This window comes from Sphingomonas sp. R1, assembly GCF_025960285.1.
Classification (GTDB): Bacteria; Pseudomonadota; Alphaproteobacteria; order Sphingomonadales; family Sphingomonadaceae; genus Sphingomonas.
In genome coordinates this window covers 3344031-3360791 of sequence record NZ_CP110111.1, presented here as the reverse complement: position 1 = coordinate 3360791, position 16761 = coordinate 3344031, and the positions used below count along the sequence as shown (strand labels likewise).

At 68.5% G+C, this 16761-nt stretch carries 16 protein-coding genes; 5 read left to right on the top strand and 11 right to left on the bottom strand.

Annotation, left to right across the window (positions count from 1 at the left end):
* Window positions 1–107: 107 nt before the first annotated feature.
* Window positions 108–659, top strand: a complete 552-nt coding sequence (locus OIM94_RS16060; protein WP_264607685.1) for a hypothetical protein — start codon at window positions 108–110, stop codon at window positions 657–659.
* Between the two features lie 4 nt (window positions 660–663).
* Here the strand turns inward: OIM94_RS16060 and OIM94_RS16055 are convergent, their stop codons facing one another.
* The 10 genes from OIM94_RS16055 to OIM94_RS16010 form a co-directional block, all read right to left on the bottom strand.
* A complete protein-coding gene (locus OIM94_RS16055; RefSeq protein WP_413716366.1) occupies window positions 664–1395 on the bottom strand; it encodes an extensin family protein in 732 nt (243 codons plus the stop codon).
* Window positions 1392–2126 (bottom strand): NUDIX hydrolase, encoded by a 735-nt coding sequence (locus OIM94_RS16050; protein ID WP_264607684.1) that lies wholly within the window; start codon window positions 2124–2126, stop codon window positions 1392–1394. The genes OIM94_RS16055 and OIM94_RS16050 overlap by 4 nt, the downstream gene beginning before the upstream one ends.
* A gap of 30 nt (window positions 2127–2156) precedes the next feature.
* Window positions 2157–3209 carry an SMP-30/gluconolactonase/LRE family protein gene (locus tag OIM94_RS16045; RefSeq protein WP_264607683.1) on the bottom strand — a complete coding sequence of 351 codons (1053 nt, stop codon included), beginning with the start codon at window positions 3207–3209 and terminating at the stop codon, window positions 2157–2159.
* 10 nt (window positions 3210–3219) lie between these two features.
* Window positions 3220–4563, bottom strand: a complete 1344-nt coding sequence (locus OIM94_RS16040) for a GntP family permease (protein WP_264607682.1) — start codon at window positions 4561–4563, stop codon at window positions 3220–3222.
* On the bottom strand, window positions 4563–6812 hold the full coding sequence (locus OIM94_RS16035) for a glycoside hydrolase family 3 N-terminal domain-containing protein (protein ID WP_264607681.1): 2250 nt from the start codon (window positions 6810–6812) through the stop codon (window positions 4563–4565). Before OIM94_RS16035 ends, OIM94_RS16040 begins: the two co-directional genes overlap by 1 nt.
* Window positions 6809–7903, bottom strand: coding sequence for a Gfo/Idh/MocA family protein (locus tag OIM94_RS16030; protein WP_264607680.1), 1095 nt, complete (start codon window positions 7901–7903; stop codon window positions 6809–6811). The genes OIM94_RS16035 and OIM94_RS16030 overlap by 4 nt, the downstream gene beginning before the upstream one ends.
* 110 nt (window positions 7904–8013) lie before the next feature.
* Window positions 8014–9348, bottom strand: coding sequence for an ATP-binding protein (locus OIM94_RS16025; protein WP_264607679.1), 1335 nt, complete (start codon window positions 9346–9348; stop codon window positions 8014–8016).
* On the bottom strand, window positions 9345–10067 hold the full coding sequence (locus OIM94_RS16020; protein ID WP_264607678.1) for a response regulator: 723 nt from the start codon (window positions 10065–10067) through the stop codon (window positions 9345–9347). Before OIM94_RS16020 ends, OIM94_RS16025 begins: the two co-directional genes overlap by 4 nt.
* 68 nt (window positions 10068–10135) lie before the next feature.
* Window positions 10136–11437, bottom strand: coding sequence for a M28 family metallopeptidase (locus OIM94_RS16015; RefSeq protein WP_264607677.1), 1302 nt, complete (start codon window positions 11435–11437; stop codon window positions 10136–10138).
* A gap of 35 nt (window positions 11438–11472) precedes the next feature.
* Window positions 11473–11928 (bottom strand): universal stress protein, encoded by a 456-nt coding sequence (locus OIM94_RS16010; protein ID WP_264607676.1) that lies wholly within the window; start codon window positions 11926–11928, stop codon window positions 11473–11475.
* 129 nt (window positions 11929–12057) lie between these two features.
* Between OIM94_RS16010 and OIM94_RS16005 the strand changes: the two genes are divergently transcribed.
* The 4 genes from OIM94_RS16005 to lpdA all read left to right on the top strand — a co-directional run bounded on the left by OIM94_RS16005 (window position 12058) and on the right by lpdA (window position 15491).
* A complete protein-coding gene (locus OIM94_RS16005; protein WP_264607675.1) occupies window positions 12058–13365 on the top strand; it encodes a pyruvate dehydrogenase complex dihydrolipoamide acetyltransferase in 1308 nt (435 codons plus the stop codon).
* Window positions 13366–13378: 13 nt separating this feature from the next.
* Window positions 13379–13603 (top strand): hypothetical protein, encoded by a 225-nt coding sequence (locus OIM94_RS16000; RefSeq protein WP_264607674.1) that lies wholly within the window; start codon window positions 13379–13381, stop codon window positions 13601–13603.
* Window positions 13596–13991: an acyl-CoA thioesterase gene (locus OIM94_RS15995; protein WP_264607673.1), complete on the top strand. Its 396-nt coding sequence runs from the start codon at window positions 13596–13598 to the stop codon at window positions 13989–13991. Before OIM94_RS16000 ends, OIM94_RS15995 begins: the two co-directional genes overlap by 8 nt.
* 102 nt (window positions 13992–14093) lie before the next feature.
* On the top strand, window positions 14094–15491 hold the full coding sequence (gene lpdA, locus OIM94_RS15990) for a dihydrolipoyl dehydrogenase (RefSeq protein WP_264607672.1): 1398 nt from the start codon (window positions 14094–14096) through the stop codon (window positions 15489–15491).
* Between the two features lie 149 nt (window positions 15492–15640).
* Here the strand turns inward: lpdA and OIM94_RS15985 are convergent, their stop codons facing one another.
* A complete protein-coding gene (locus OIM94_RS15985) occupies window positions 15641–16462 on the bottom strand; it encodes a lectin ESA-2 (RefSeq protein WP_264607671.1) in 822 nt (273 codons plus the stop codon).
* Between the last annotated feature and the right edge of the window lie 299 nt (window positions 16463–16761).

Here is a 16761-nt window from a genome sequence, read left to right as displayed (position 1 = left end):
GTTCCAATGCCTCGTGGGGATACGGAGGGGGTCATTAAGCTCTGCGTTAACCAGTGCGGAGCATGATCCATCCCACGGGCTGAAGGAACCGAGCGGGAGACGACGAGATGGCTGCACGAGCAAAACCGGCCGAAGGCGCGATGACGCTGGCGGAGATGAAGGAATTTGCGGGCTTCACCGCGGCCACCCAGCGGTATGTGCGCCGGTCGCTGGACGTGGGCCTCGAGCGCGACGACGCGCTGTCGCGCTGGTCGCGCGACGTGGTGGAAGCCGCCAGCATCCGCGCCCAGGCACGCGTCTACGAGCGGCTCGGCGATATCCGCGCCATGCTGCCCAACGACAGCGACCTCAATGCGATCGAGCCATTCATGGCGCCGCTGGTGACGCTGTCGGCGTTCGATCTCGGCCAGGGCCGGCTGACCAGCTTCTCGGCCTATCGCTTCCTCTACGAGCGGCTGCTCGGCGCGGAAGTGCGGCCGTGGCTGCCCGCGGCGTTCTGCTCGGCCTCTGCGCTTCCGCACCTCCACCCGGACCTGCGTCGCAAGCTGCTCCAGTCGATCAGCGAAGCTGCGGCCACTGCGTCGGGCTGGTCGAACCGCCAGCCGAGCTTCTTCCCGCAATGGGTCGAGAAGATCGACACCAACGCCCTGCCGAACTGATCGGCTAGCGGCACGCCCGCCACCCCATCTCGCCGCGTGCAGCCTGGTCGAGATGGAGGTGGTCCCGGTGGGCGGCGTTATAGTCGGGCGACAGCACCGTTGCGAACAAGCGACAGCCGCCATCGCGTACCGCACGGAGGAAGTCAGGCTTCTCTCCTTTCCCCTTCCAGTCGTTGAGAACGCTGACGCGCCGCCCATCCGCCAGGACGAAGGCGGCGACGTCCACGGCATTGGCCCGCGCGTGCTCACTCCAGTCGCCGGTGGTGCGGCCGTACATGCGGCGGCAGGAATAGCTGCCGAAATGCTCGATCCGGACGACCCGCGTGCCGAAATGCTTCTGCGCCTCGGGCTGGACGATATGCCATTCCCACAGCGCCAGACCCGCCGCGACCGGGCAGGCGGTGCCGAGCGACGCCGGGCTGAACGCGATCGTGCGCGACCCGCCGCTGGTGAGGCGCACGCCATTGGCATAGCCGCATTCGCCCTGCCGCCCCACCGGCGCCAGCTTCTCGTAGCGTACCCCCGCCTGGGTGAGCAGCGCGCGGCACTGCCCGTCATCGGCACCGAGCCCCGCCAGCTTTCGGCCAGTGAAGGCGCCGATCGGCTGCGAAAGGTCGAGCGGCGTCCACGGCACGTCCTGCGGGCGCGCACGTGTCCACATCAGCAACAGCAGCGCTCCGCCGGCGATCAGCGCGAAGACGAGCAGCACCCAGATCGTCTGTTTGAGCGCCTTCACGCGCGCACCGCGCGGTCCATACGTTCGGCGGTGACGGGGTAGCCGAGCCCGTCGGGGATGCACAGCCAGTCGACTCCGCCCCGCGACTCGACGAAGGGCGTGATCGGCTCGATCGGGAAGCGGCGGGCATGGGCCATGGCCGCTTCGAAACCGTCGAACTGCGCCAGCCGTTCCAGGTTGCGGCGGGTGGGGTAGATCAGCATCGCCTCGCCGCGATCGGCCGCGTCGAGGGCGCCTTGCGCGGTGATCCAGCACAGGCGGACATTCTCGCTGCCGTCGACCTGCGGGGCGGCGCCCTCCGGCGCACGGGCGAGATAGAAGAGGGTGTCGAACACCCGGTGCGGCAGACCATGAGGCAGCCAGCGGGCGAAGGGCACCAGCGCGTCGAGATCGAGCGCCAGACCGGCCTCGGCCAGCAGTTGCGCAAAGGGCTCACCCGCATGGAGGGCAGCGCGCAATTTGGCGAGCGACTCGCCGTCGCAATCGAGCCCCAGCGCCAGCCCGACTTCCTCGATCGTCTCGCGGATCGCGGCGACGCGCGCCGCCGCATCCTCGTGACGGTCGGTCAGCAGATGATCGCCAGGGTCGATCCTCCCGCCGGGGAACACCAGCGCTCCGCCCGCGAACGCCATCGCCCGCGAGCGTTCGACCATCAGCAACTCGGGCGGCCCGCTGCCCGTGTCGCGCATCACGATCACGGTGGCGGCGGGAATGGCTTCGGGCGACGACATCGCCCCGGCTCTACGCCCGGCGCGCGCGGCTTACCAGCCGGAGGCGCGCAGGCGCAGGCGGAACACCTGGTCGCTGGAGGTGATGAACAGCGTCTTCCCGTCCTCGCCGAAGCAGCAATTCGCCGCCTTCTTGCCGGTTGAGATAAGTCCCAGCCGTCGCCCGTCCGGCGCGACGACATGGATGCCGCCCGGCCCGCTGGCATAGAGATGCCCGCTGGCTGCCACCTTCATCCCGTCGGCGTGCCCCTGCAGACCGGCGGCGGTACCCGCGCGATGGTCGAGGAAGATCCTCCGCCCGATCGCCAGGCCATCGTCGCCAAGACTGTACGCCCAGGTATAGGGCGCGGCGTCATCGGAGACCGACACGTAGAGCGTCCGCTGATCCGGCGAGAGGCCGATGCCATTGGGCCGCGTGAGTTTCGATTCGATCAGATGCACCGTGCCGTTGGTGTCGAGGCGGTACACGCCGTTGAACGGCAGCTCCTTGAGCGGCGACTCGTCGCCGTCGGTTAAGCCATAGGGCGGATCGGTGAAGTAGATCGCGCCGCTTTTCGCCTGCACCAGATCGTTGCAGCTGTTGAACCGCTTGCCCTCGAAACGACCGGCCAGAACCCTCTTTTCCTTGGTCTCCAGGTCCACCGCCGCAATCGCGCGCGTGCCGCTGTCGGCGATCAGCAGCTCGCCCTTGCGGCCCTGGATCATCCCGTTCGACCCCGCCTCGCGCACGCCCTTGGGAATCGGCCCGGCGAGCCCCGAGGGGACGAGGAACGGCTTGGTCTCCCTGCCGTCCCAGCGATAGGCGATGTTCGCCGGCACGTCGGAGAACAGCAGATAGCTGCGATCGAACGCGCTCGCCCCACCCGAGGCCCCGCCGGTCACCGCCCCGTCGCGGATCCATACCGGCCCCTCGGCCCATTGGATGCCGCTCGCGATCACCTCGAGCGGCGACTCGGTGTCGAGCAGCGTGTCGAGTTCGGGATCGAGCCGTGTGATCACGCCCTCGCCTGCCGCACGCGCGAGGCCGGGCAGCAGCGGCAGCGCGGCTAGGCCGCCCAGCAGGGTGCGGCGGGTGGTGGCAGGCATCCTCTTCCTCTCACACGAACGGCCACAGCAGCAGCGCCATGGCGAAACTGGTCAGTCCCGCGATGGTGGCACCGATGGTCCAGCTGCGAAAGGTCTGCGCTTCGGTGAGCCCGAGATATTGCTTCACCAGCCAGAAGCCGGTGTCGTTGACGTGGCTCGCAATCGTCGCGCCCGATCCGATCGCGACGGTGACCAGCGCGATCCGGTCCGGCCCCAGCCCCGCCGCGCCGATCAAGGGCGCAGCCAGGCCGGCGGCGGTGACCATCGCCACGGTTGCTGACCCCTGCGCCACCCGGACAAAGGCGGAGAGCAGGAAGGCGAACACCGGAATCGATACCTGCGCCGCCTCCACCGCCAGGGTGATCTGCTTGCCCGCGCCCGATTCGATCAGCACTTCCTTGTACGCCGCGCCCGCGCCGATGATCAGCACCATCAGGCCCGCCGGCTCCAGCGCGCGGGTGCTGATCTTCGAGAGCGTCTCGAACTCCGCGCCGGCGACGAGCCGCAGCCACAGCATCGCGCCGATCACCGCGATCACCAGCGCGGTGAAGGGGTGGCCGAGGAAGACGAGCGTCGAGCGCGCCAGCCCCGGCGCCATCGCCTCGCTCGCCACCGTGCCGATCAGGATCAGCGCCAGCGGCAGCAGCATGGCGGCAAGCGCCGGGCCGAAGCCGACCGCATTGGTCTGCGGCGCGCCTTCGTCGAGCATCGGCGGCGCGCCGATCGCGCCATAGCCGGGCGCGCCATGCGCCAGCTTGGCGAACACGGGGCCCGCCAGGATCGCCGAGGGAATGCCGCAGATCAGGCCATAGAGCGCCATCCGGCCATAATCGGTATGGAGCAGCTCGGCGACCGCGACGGGCCCGGGATGCGGCGGCAGCAGCGCGTGCATCGTCATCAGCCCGGCGAGCAGCGGCAGCGCGAAATAGGTGACGCGCCGCTCGGCCCGGACCGCCAGCGTGGTGAGCAGGGGTGCGAGGATGATGAAGGCGACGTCGAAGAACAATGGCACGCCGACGACGATGCCGATCGCGGTGAGCGCCCAGGGAACGCGTTTCTGCCCGAACAGGTCGAGCAGACGCCGCGCGATCGCCTGCACGCCGCCCGAGGCCTCGAGCATGCCGCCCAGCACCGCGCCGAGGCCGATCACCACGGCGACGAAGCCGAGCGCCTCGCCGGTGCCCTTGCGGATCGCGGCGATTACCGCCTGGGGATCGTTGCCGAAGACGAGGCCGGTCGCCAGCGCCACCAGCAGCAGCGCAACGAAGGGCTGGAGCTTGAGGCGCAGCACCAAGAGGATAACCGCCGCGATGCTGCCCGCGACGATCGCCAGCGTATGCCAGGGCTCGCCCATCACGCGACCTCCACCTTGGTAGCGAGGGAGGCGGCAGGCACCTGCCCTTCGGCACCGGCGGTAATGCGGAACTTCGCCTCGCTCTTGAGGTCAGCCGAGGAGGCGCCCGCCATCAACCGGATGTCGCCGGCCTCGACGATCCACTTGCCGTCCCGCCAGAAGGCAAACTGCTCGGGGGTGAGAGTGAAGCGGACGGTGCGGCTCTGCCCCGGCTTCAGCGCCACGCGCGCAAAGCCGCGCAGCTCCGCCACCGGCCGCGAGACCGCGGCGACGGGTTCGTTGGCGTAGAGCTGCACCACCTCCTCCACCGCCATCGTGCCGCGATTGGTGACCTGCACCGAGGCAGTGATCCGGCCGCCGGGGGCCAGCGTCTCGCCACTCAGTGTCAGCTGGCCATAGGCGATCTCGCCATAGGTCAGGCCATGCCCGAAGGCGAAGAGCGGGCCGATATCGGTATCGTGATAGCGTGCGCTGTCCACCGCGAGGTCGACATTGGCCGGGCGCCCGGTGGGCAGATGCGCATAGCTCTGCGGCGACTGACCCGTTTTGCGCGGCATGCCGATCGGCAGGCGCCCCCCGGGGGCAGCCTTGCCGGTGAGAATCTCGGCAATTGCAGGACCGCTCTCGATGCCGAGCAGCCAGGTCTGCAGCACGGCAGGCACGCCGGTCAGCGCGCGCTCGAGCGCCAGCGGGCGGCCGCCCATCAGGATCGCGAGGATCGGCTTGCCGGTGGCCTTCAGCGCCTCCAGCAGCGCCGCCTGGCCATCGGGGAGTCCGATCTCCGCATAGCTGCGCGCCTCGCCGGTGCGGTTGAAATCCTCGCCGAGCGCGACCAGCACCACATCGGCGCGTTTCGCCGCTTCGACCGCCGCCGCGACATCGGTGCCCGGCTGGTACTCCGCCCCCGCCAACGCTGCCTTGAGCGTTACCGCGTCGGTCGCCTGCCCCCGCGCGCGCCACGAGCCGATCGCCGAGGAGGCATCGTCCGCCAGCGCGCCGATCAGCGCGAGCCTGGCGCCCGGCTTGAGCGGCAGCACCGCGCCGTCGTTGCGCAGCAGCACCACCGAACGCTTGGCGAGATCGCGCGCCTCGGTCCGCCGCAGCGGTGCCTTGTCGCGCGCCGGGTCGCCGAAGCCATAGGGGTCGTCGAACAGCCCCAGCCGCGCCTTGGCGGCGAGGATGCGGCCCACCGATTCGTCGATCAGCGGCACGAGGCTCGCATCGGCCGTCGCGGCTTCGGCGAGGTAGGTCGCGTAGCTGCCGCTCGCCATGTCCATGTCGACGCCGGCCTTGAGCGCCAGCACCGCGGCTTCGCGCGCATCGGCGGCGATGCCGTGGTTGACCAGCTCGCGGATCGCATTCCAGTCGCTCACCACCAGCCCCTGATAGTGCCACTGGCCGCGCAGGAAGCCGCGCACCAGATCGGCATTGGCGGTCATCGGCACGCCGTCGAGCGCGTTGAACGCGGTCATGAAGCTGCCGGCCCCTGCCCGTGCTGCTGCATGGAAAGGCGGCAGATAGACTTCGTTGAGGGTGCGGGGGCCGACTTCCGCGCTGTCATAGTCGCGCCCGCCTTCCGCCGCGCCATAGCCGACGAAATGCTTGGCGCACGCCATCATCCGCATGCCCTTGCCCAAGTCCGCGCCCTGGAAGCCGGCGACCTGCGCCTCGGCGATGCGGCTGCCGAGATAGGCATCCTCGCCCGCGCCCTCGACCACCCGGCCCCAGCGCGGATCGCGGGCAATGTCGACCATCGGGGTGAAGGTCCAGTGCAGCCCCGCCGCCCAGGCCTCTTCCGCGGCGATCCGCGCGGCCTGTTCGGCAACCTTGGGGTCCCAGCTCGCCGCCAGCGCCAGCGGTACCGGCAGGATGGTGCGATAGCCATGGATCACGTCCATCGCGAACAGCAGCGGGATCTTGAGCCGCGATTCCTCCACCGCGACGCGCTGCAGGTCGCGCAGCGGCTCTGCCCCGGCGACGTGGAGGAACGAGCCCATCTCGCCCTTGCGCACCCGGTCGAGCATCGCCGCGTCCAGCTTGGAGTTGAGCGACTTCTGCCGCCCGCCCGCGATCTGGTTCATCTGCCCGACCTTCTCGGCGAGCGTCATCTGGCCGAGCAGCGTCTGGATGCGCGCGCGCTGGTCCGCGCCCAGCGGGCGGGCGGCGCGGGCGAGCGGAGTCCAGGCGGAAGCGGCGAGCAGCGCGCCCGCCGCCAGTATATCCCGTCGATTCATGCGCCCGTTCTTCATGCCAGCGTGATGGCGCGATGTTCGCGGGCGGCGCGGTAGATCGCTTCGATCAGCCGCATGTCGCGCAAGCCTTCCTCGCCCGAGACGATCGGCTCGCGCCCGGTCGTGATGCATTCGGGCAGATGGTCGAGCTGGCGGACAAACTGGTTCTTCGCCGGCTTGGGCAGCACCACCTGCTCGCGCTTGCCGCCGATCCGGGCCCACATCTCCTGCCCCTCGTAATTGGTGGCCGGCTCCAGCTCGACCCAACCCTCCCGGCCGGTGACGCGGTAATGATTGTGGTTCGAGCTGTAACTCGACACGCAATCGGCGATCAGTCCGCTGGGGAAGCGGAACTGCCAGTCGATCCGGTCCTCCACCGTCTTGAAGCGCGGATCGCTGCGATCGGTATATTCCATCGCGGTCACCTCGACCGGCTCCTCGCCCGAGAGATAGCGCGCGGCGTTGAGGCTGTAGATGCCGATGTCCATCATCGATCCGCCGCCCGACAGCGCCTTGTCGAGCCGCCACTGGTTGGGCCCGGCATAGAAGCCGTGCTCGGCGAAAATCAGCGTCGGCTTGCCGAGCGCGCCGGACTTCACCGTCTCGATCGCTCTCAGATTGTACGGCTCGAAATGGCAGCGATAGCCGATCATCAGCTTCTTGCCGGCCTTCTTCGCCGCAGCGATCATCGCCTGGCATTCGGCGACCGAGACCGCCATCGGCTTTTCGCACATCACATGCTTGCCGGCCTGGTGCGCGCGGATCGTGTATTCGGCGTGCATCGAATTGGGCAGCACGACATAGACGATGTCGATGTCCGGATTGTCGCGGATCCTGTCATAGGTCTCGTAGCTGTACCAGTGGGTCTTGGGGATGCCGTATTCGGCGCCATACTTCTCCAGCTTGGCAGGGGTGCCGCTCACCAGCGCCTTGAGCTCGGCGAACTCGCAATCCTTGAGGTTGGGGAGGATCTGCTTGGTGGCGTAATAGCCGAGGCCGACCACCGCATAGCCGAGCTTGCGCTTGGGCGCCGCCTGCACCGATCCGCCAAGGGCACTGGCCACTACTCCGGCGCCGATCCCGCCGAGCACGTCGCGTCGCGTTCCCATGATCCTCCTCCTCGTCCACGGCGGCCTGTGGGTGCCGCGTGACCGACAGCGGTATCAACAATGCGAGAGGCGGACCAGTAGCTCGGGGTATTAGATCGAAGCGTTTGAAATCAAAGCGGAAGGGTGGCGGTCGCGCACAGCCCGCCGCCCTCGCGCCGATACAGGGTGATGTCGCCGCCATGCGCCCGCGCTGTCGCCCGCGCGCTGGCGAGGCCGAGCCCCATGCCGCCGGTATCGCGATTGCGCGAGCGTTCACCGCGGAAGAAGGGATCGAACACGCGCTCCATGTCCTCGTCGGGGATGCCGGGGCCGCGATCGCGTACCGCGATCACCGCCTCGTGCGCGCGCGGGAACAGCACCAGCTCGGCGCCGCCGGCATATTTGATGGCATTGCCCACCAGATTGGCGAGCATCGCCTTCAGCGCCACGGGGTCCGCCTCGATCACCAGCGGCTCGCCTGCCTCCAGCGTCACCGCGGCGCCGCGATCGGCGGCGTCGTCGACCACGGTCTCGGCCAGCGAGCGCAGGTCGAGCGGGCGGCGGACCCCGATACGACTGGAATCGCGCACATAGGCCATCACCGCCGAGATCATCGCCTGCATCTCGCGGATATCGCCTTCGCACGGTTGGCGGATCGCCGGATCGGCATCCTCGATGCGCAGTCCCATCCGCATCAGCGGCGTGCGCAGATCATGCGCCACCGCCGCGATCATCGTCGCGCGGTCATCGACATAGCGGTTGAGGCGCGCCTGCATGTCGTTGAAGGCGCGCGCGGCCTCGGCGATTTCCGCCGGGCCGTCGAGCTCGATCGGCGGCGCGCGCGGATCGCGGCCCAGCCGCTCGGCGGCACGGGCAAAGGCACCGATCGGCCTGGCGAAGCGCTGTGCCATCGCCCAGGCAAAGGGTGCGACGGCAAGCGCCGAGAGCACCAGCCATACCAGCACGAACAGGCGCCACGGCTCCAGCTTCTCGCCCGGCGACACGACCTGCCAGCTGCCGTCCGGCATCCTGCGCGCCGCCTCGAACCCGCCCGTGACCAGCACGTCCTGCGCGGCAGCCGCACTGGCCGGCGCCGGCGCGGGCGGCACGCCGGCCCGATCATAGACCGGGGGGCGCTGCAGAAAGCCGACCGGGAAGCGCAGGATCACCTGGTCTCGCGAAATGCCGAGCGCGGTGGCCAGCGCCGCCTCTGTCCGCTCGGCGCGCGGGTTCCAGGGCTGGCGCTCGACCGCGTCGGCCCGCAGCACCGCAAATCCCTCCGGTGCGGCGCGGGGATTGCGCATCGCCTGCGCGATCTGCCCCACGGTATGGAGCTTCGGGCTCGGCGTCTGGATGGCGAACAGCAGGCCCAGATTGAGCAGCTGCACCACCGCCACGCAGGCGAGCATGCGAACGAAGATGCGCAGGAACAGCGGCGATCGGGACGCCGCCGCTCCCGCCTTCATGCGCGCGTCACGCGCGGCACGAACAGATAGCCTTCGTTGCGCACCGTGCGGATAATCTCGTCGGCCCCTGCGCGCAGCTTGCGGCGCAGCCGGCTGACCTGGACGTCGATCGCGCGATCATAGGCATCCGAATCGGGGCCGCGCGCAGCGGCGAGCAGCGCCTCGCGAGTCAGCACCCGGCGCGGGCGTTCAATGAACACGCGCAGCACGGCGAACTCGCCGTCGGTCAGGCCGACCAGCACGCCCTCGGGATCGAACAGCTCATGGCTGCCCAGATCGATGCGCCAGCCCTCGAAGCTGTAGACATCGCCCGCCGGCGGCGTAGCGGTGCCGCCGCGCTTGCGCAGGGCGGCCCGCACCGTCGCCAGGATCTCGCGCGGGCTGCACGGCTTGGGCAGATAATGACCGGCGCCGACCTCGAGACCGAGGATCCGGTCCTGCTCCTCGCCCAGCGCGCTGAGCAGGATGACGTCGGGGCCGTCCGCGGTAGCGATGCGGCGGCAGGCGGACAGGCCGTCCTCGCCCGGCATCATCACGTCGAGGATTACCAGGTCCACCGGCATCTTCTCGAGAATGGCATCCATGTCACGCGCGCTCGACGCGGTCTCGACGCGATAGCCGCGCGCGCCCAGGCTGTTCGCCAGCAGCAGTCGGATGTCGCGATCGTCATCGACGACGAGGAGCGTGGCGGGATCGTCGGACGCGGGATGGGTTGCCATGGTGATACTCGACTCTCGAAACATGGGGCCCCCGCTTGCCGCCCCTATGGACCCGGATGCGGTTCGGTTCAACGTTCGCGCACCGGGCGGGCGCCGAAGCTGACGAGGCTTTCCGCGCCGTCGGCCGCTACGGCAGACACGCCGACAAAGGTATCGTCAACGATGATGCCCTTGAGCACCGTCTCGGTCTGGCTGCCCGGCACGTCGACATGGGCGGTCCAGGCGTCGCTGTCCGCGGGACGCCACCAGACCCGATATTTGGCCGCACCCGACACCGCGGGCCACTTCACGGTCGTGTCGGTAGAGAGCGCGCCGGTGAGGATCACGGGTTCCGGCGCGGCGGGCGCGCTGGCCAGACGGCGCAGCGTCGCGATGTTGAGCGCGGTCACCTTCGCCAGATAGGAGAAGTCCATCCGGTCGACCGTGTCGCCGTAAACCTTGCCCGCATCCGTGCGCAGGTCCTGGTGCTGCGCGTCGTAATTTTCGACGCCGACCGAGAAGCGCACCGCCGGATAGCCGAGCGTGAGGAACGGCGTATGGTCGCCGCCGCGGCCGAAGCGGTCGGGCCGGCGCACCATCAACACCTTCAGCCCCGCAGGCCCGGCCGCCGCCACCCCGCGGATCGCCTTGGCGAGCGCGCGGCTGGGACCGTCATCCTCGCCACCATCGGCACGGCGGGCCTTGGTCTCAGCGAGCGTCTCGGAATCGCGTGTGCCCTCGGAGAAGACACGCACCCGATCGGCCACGCGGCGACCGTCCTGGCCAATCGTGTTGCCGACGATGTCGTTGTTGAGCACTGCCGAGACGATCCAGCCGCGCTCCTTCGCCGTCTCGGCGAGCAACTGCCCGCCATAGAGCCCCTGCTCCTCGCCAGAGAGCGCGGCATAGACGATCGTCGCCTTGAACTTGTGCTTCGACAGGATCCGCGCCGATTCCAGCACCAGCGCGACGCCGGAGGCGTCATCATTGGCACCGGGGGCATCGGCGGTGGCGTTCATCACGTCGGTCACGCGGCTGTCGATATGCCCCATGACGATCACCACGCGGTTCGGCTCGCTGCCACGCTGGATGCCGAGCACGTCGACGATCCGCACCCCGTTGGGCGCGCGCGGGCCCTTGAACTCGCGGGCGACTTCGCTGGTCTCGATGCAGCCGCCGCAGCCGTCGCCGATCTTCTTGAGCGCAGCCCCGAACCAGCGCCGCGCGGCGCCGATGCCGCGGGTGGGGTTGTCAGGATCGGACAGCGTGTGGCGCGTGCCGAAGCTGACCAGCGTTTCGACGGTCGTCTTCAGCCGCTGCGGATCGGGGCGTTCCTGCGCGGCGGCAGGCGTGGCAAGAAGGGCGAGCGGCAAAAGAGCAAGGATGCGCATGGGCTTATGCTGGCGCGCTCCGCCGCCCGGGTCAATCAGCTCAAGCGATCGATCGCATCCATGTCGAGCGAGCCGGGAATGATCATCACCGGCACGGTCAGCTTGCCCGCGTCGGCACCGGTGAAGTGGGTGACCAGCTTGCCCGGCGCCCCGCTCGGCGCAGCGCCCAGCACCAGCGCGGCCACGTCGGGATTGGCCGCCAGCATCTCGCGGACCACCTTGGGCCCGTCGCCCTCGCGCACCGTGATCGAGGGGGTGAGCCCGGATTCGGCGAACAGCGTGCCCGCCGCGCGCATCACCAGCGCCTCGGCACGCTCGCGCGCCTCTTCCTCGATCGTCGCCATCACGCCGCCCCACTGGACGAACTCCGCCGGTGGGATCAGCGCGAGGATTTCGACATTGCCGCCCGTCTTGGTCGCCCGCCGCGCAGCGAAGCGCAGCGCGATCTCGGCCTCGGGCGAATCATCGATCACCACCAGATAGGTGCGCATGGGAAGCTTCCTTGCAATCCTGCGTTCAGTGGACCGCCGCGGGCTCCGGCGCAAGACCGGGGCTTGACCCTAGGGTTTACGGCGGCAAAGGAGAGGCCAGCCACCCCAGGACCAACGACGGGAACCTTCATGGGAATCGAAATCAAGATGCCGGCACTTTCTCCCACCATGGAGGAGGGCACGCTTGCCAAGTGGCTCGTCAAGGAAGGCGACACGGTGAAATCCGGCGACCTGCTTGCCGAGATCGAAACCGACAAGGCGACGATGGAATTCGAAGCGGTCGACGAAGGCGTGATCGGGAAGATCCTGGTCGCCGAAGGGACCGATAACGTAAAGGTCGGCACCGTGATTGCGGTGATCGCCGGCGAAGGTGAGGACGTTTCGTCTGCCAGCGCCGCCCCCGCCCCGAGCCCGACTCCTGCGCCCGCCCCGGCGCCGACCCCGGCAGCCAGCGCGCCCACGCCGGCCCCTGCCCCGGCGGCACAGCCCGCCGCCGCATCGGGTTCGCGCGTCAAGGCGAGCCCGCTCGCCCGCCGCATCGCCGCCGACAAGGGCGTCGACCTCGCCGGCGTGAGCGGCTCGGGCCCGAACGGCCGCATCGTGAAGGCCGACGTCGAAGGTGCCAAGCCCGGCGCCGCTCCGGCTGCCGCACCGGCCGCTGCCTCCGCTGCCCCTGCCCCGACCGCTGCTCCGGCCGCCGCACCTGCCGCGAGCACCGAGCCCAAGGCCGTGTGGTTCGACGACTCGATCCCGCACGAAGAGGAGAAGCTCTCGAACATCCGCAAGACGATTGCGCGTCGCCTCACCGAGTCGAAGCAGACCGTCCCGCACATCTATCTCACGGTCGACATCCGCCTGGACGCGCTGCTCAAGCTGCGCGGCGAGCTCAACAAGGCGCTCGAGGCTCGCGGCGTGAAGCTGTCGGTCAATGATCTGCTGATCAAGGCGCTGGGTGTCGCGCTGGCGCGTACGCCGAAGTGCAACGTCACCTACACGGGTGAGAAGCTGATCAAGTACAGCCGTGCCGACGTGTCGGTCGCGGTGTCGACGCCCACCGGCCTGATCACCCCGATCGTCAAGGATGCGGCGAACAAGAGCGTCTCCGCGATCGCGACCGAGATGAAGGACCTCGCCGCCCGCGCCCGCGAGGGCAAGCTGCAGCCGCAGGAATATCAGGGCGGCACCGCCAGCCTGTCCAACATGGGCATGTACGGCATCAAGCAGTTCGAGGCGGTGATCAACCCGCCGCAGGGCATGATCATGGCGATCGGTGCTGGCGAGAAGCGCCCCTACATCATCGACGACGCGCTGGGCGTGGCGACGGTGATGAGCGCCACCGGCAGCTTCGACCATCGCGCCATCGACGGTGCCGACGGGGCCGAGATGATGAAGATCTTCAAGGAACTCGTCGAAGCCCCGATGGGCATGATCGCCTGATCGGAGCCCGGCGGTGCGCGTTCTCGTAGAAGTGATCCATATCCTGGTCGGACTGATCGCGGCATGGATCATCGCGTCGCTCGCCGCCTGGTCGTACCGCCGCGCCACCCACGATATCTGGCTGGTCGCCTATGTCGTGATGGTGGCGGTGGTGGCGATGGGCATCGGCCCCCTGCGCCGTGCCTATGCGGAAGACCGCGCCCGCTTGCACGGCAGCCAGGAGGCCCGCGATGATTGATCAACAGGGTGGCCCGCCCGATCGCCAGCCGGCGATCCGGGTGACGACGATGCCGGCCGACACCAACCCGTACGGCGACATTTTCGGCGGCTGGCTGATGAGCCAGATGGACATGGCCGCCGGCCTCTTCGCCTCGCGCTATTCGCGCGGGCGCGCGGTGACGGTGGCGGTGGAAGGGATGAAGTTCCACTCTCCCGTCTCGGTCGGCGACGAGGTTTCGGTTTATGCCGAACTGGTCAAGGTCGGCCGCACCTCGATGACGATCGAGATCCAGGCGTGGCGGCGCGGCCGGCATGTCGAAGAGAGCTGCCTGGTCACGCAGGCGCAGTTCGTCTTCGTCGCGGTGGACGAGCACAAACGGCCGCGGCCGGTGGAACAGATCGCCTGATGCCCGCGCGGGGCCACGACGTGCGATGCGATGCGCCGGCCCCGCACAATTTTCTCCCCAGCCCTCCCCTGCAAGCGGGAAGGGAGCAGAAGGAAGCACACCTTGGCTGAATCCTACGACGTCATCGTTCTCGGCTCGGGCCCCGGCGGCTATGTCGCGGCGATCCGGGCGGCCCAGCTGGGCCTGAAGACCGCCATTGTCGAGCGCGAGTTGCTCGGCGGCATCTGCCTCAACTGGGGTTGCATCCCCACCAAAGCGCTGCTGCGCTCGGCTGAAATCTTCCACTATATGCAGCATGCGAAGGATTACGGCCTGATCGCCAACCAGATCAGCGCCGATCTGGATGCGGTGGTGAAGCGCTCGCGCGGCGTCGCCAAGCAGCTCAATCAGGGCGTCACGCACCTGATGAAGAAGAACAAGATCGCGGTCCACATGGGCACCGGCGTGCTCACCGCGAAGGGCAAGCTGACCGTCACCGCCGCCGACGGCAAGAAGACCGATCTCGAGGCGAAGAACATCATCGTCGCGACGGGCGCCCGCGCCCGCGACCTGCCCTTCGCCAAGGCCGACGGCAAGCGCATCTGGACCTATCGCCACGCGATGACCCCCACCGAGATGCCGACCAAGCTGCTGGTCATCGGCTCGGGCGCGATCGGCGTGGAGTTCGCCAGCTTCTACAACGACATGGGCGCGAACGTGACCATCGTCGAGATGCTCGACCGGATCGTGCCGGTGGAGGACAAGGACGTCTCCGCGCACCTGGAGAAGGCGTTCAAGAAGCAGGGGATGACCATCCTCACCCAGACCGGCGTCGAGAAGCTCGACGTGACGGCGAGCGGCGTCAAGGCGTCGATCAAGGACAAGGACGGCAAGGTCACCGTCGAGGAGTTCAGCCACGTCATCGTCGCGATCGGCATCGTGCCCAACACCGAGAATATCGGCCTGGAGACGCTGGGCGTGAAGACCGAGCGCGGCCATATCGTGACGGACGGCGCCTGCCGCACCAATGTCGACGGCCTCTGGGCGATCGGCGACGTCACCGCGCCGCCGTGGCTCGCGCACAAGGCCAGCCATGAGGGCGTGATCGCGGCCGAGGCGATCAACGGCGGCCACCCGCACGCGATGGACCCGCGCAACATCCCGGGCTGCACCTATTGCCACCCGCAGATCGCCAGCGTCGGCCTCACCGAAGCCAAGGCCAAGGAAGCGGGCTACGAGGTCAAGGTCGGCAACTTCCCGTTCATCGGCAACGGCAAGGCGATCGCGCTCGGCGAGCCGGAAGGTTTCGTGAAGACCGTGTTCGACGCCAAGACCGGCGAGCTGCTCGGCGCGCACATGATCGGCGCGGAAGTGACCGAGATGATCCAGGGCTACACGATCGGCAAGACCGGCGAGCTGACCGAGGCCGAGCTGATGGAGACGGTGTTCCCGCACCCGACGATCAGCGAGACGATGCACGAATCCGTGCTCGGTGCCTATGGCCGCATGCTGCACATGTGATCCGGCGGCGATGCCGACCGGTACCGCCACCTGCTGAAACGAAACTCCGGCCCGGGACGATTCCCGGGCCGGAGCCGTTTTCAGGGTGCACCTTCATGCGCCCTGTCGTGCCGGATGCTGGGGGAGTGCGCATCCGGCCCGCGAGGGGTTCAGGCGTCGGCCAGCGCCTGCTGGACCGAGCGTGCGAGTTCCAGGCCGATCGGGCCTTCGCCCTGATAGGTCATGGTACCGTCGATCTCGGTGCCGTTACCGCTGATCCGAATCGCGACCACACCCTGGTTGGTGCGGCATCCCAGCACCCAGGTGCCGCCCGGATGCCAGGGCGCATCGTTTCCGCCCCACTGGTTCACCACGCTGTAGGTGTTGGCCATGATCAGCGTACCGCGGAAACCGATCGGGCCCTCGCCCTGATAGGTCATCGTCCCGGCCAGCGTCTTGCCGCCATCGCCGCTGCTCAGGTCGAGCGCGACCACGGCCTGCGCCGCCCGGCAGCCGAGCACCCACTGGCCGCCGGCATGCCACGGCGCCTGGTCGCCGCCCCATTGGTTCTGCGCGTCATAGGCGACGCCCTCGGTGAGCGCGGCCTTCACGCCGATCGGACCTTCGCCCTGATAGGTCATGGTTCCGATGAGCGTGTCGCCCTGGTCGGTCGAGTGCAGATCAAAGGCGACGGCATTCTGGCCGTTGCGTGCGCCAAGCAGGAAGAGGCCGGCGTCGTGCCACGGCGCGCTGCTCCCGCCCCACTGGTTCTCGACCCGGTAGCAATTGGTCGTCACCAGCGTCGCGCGGACGCCGATCGGGCCTTCGCCCTGATAGGTCATCGTCCCGGTAAAGCTGTGGCCGCCATCGCCGGACTGGATCTTCAGCGCGATCGGCCGCTGCTCCGCGCGATTGCCGATATTGAAGATGCCGCCTTCGTGCCACGGCGCACTGTTGCCGCCCCATTGATTCTGGATCGCATAGACCGTCATTACATCTCTCCTGCCATATGGACGCACCGCTCCCATTCGACGCGCCGTCCGGCCCGTCGAGTGCAAACGACTGCAAACAGACCCGGCACGATTGCCAAATCTGTTCATATCGGTTGTTTTTATCGTTGGATGCCACCCAGCAGACGCGACGACTCGAATCTGCATCTCAATTTTACGCCACTTTCTGCATACTGCAAGGTTATGATTTTATACTTTGCGAGAGCTTTCGGAAATCGAGACCTGCGAGGGCGTTGCCTGCCATTGGGGGCCGACGAAGCGCCCCGCCACCGCGAGGGGCG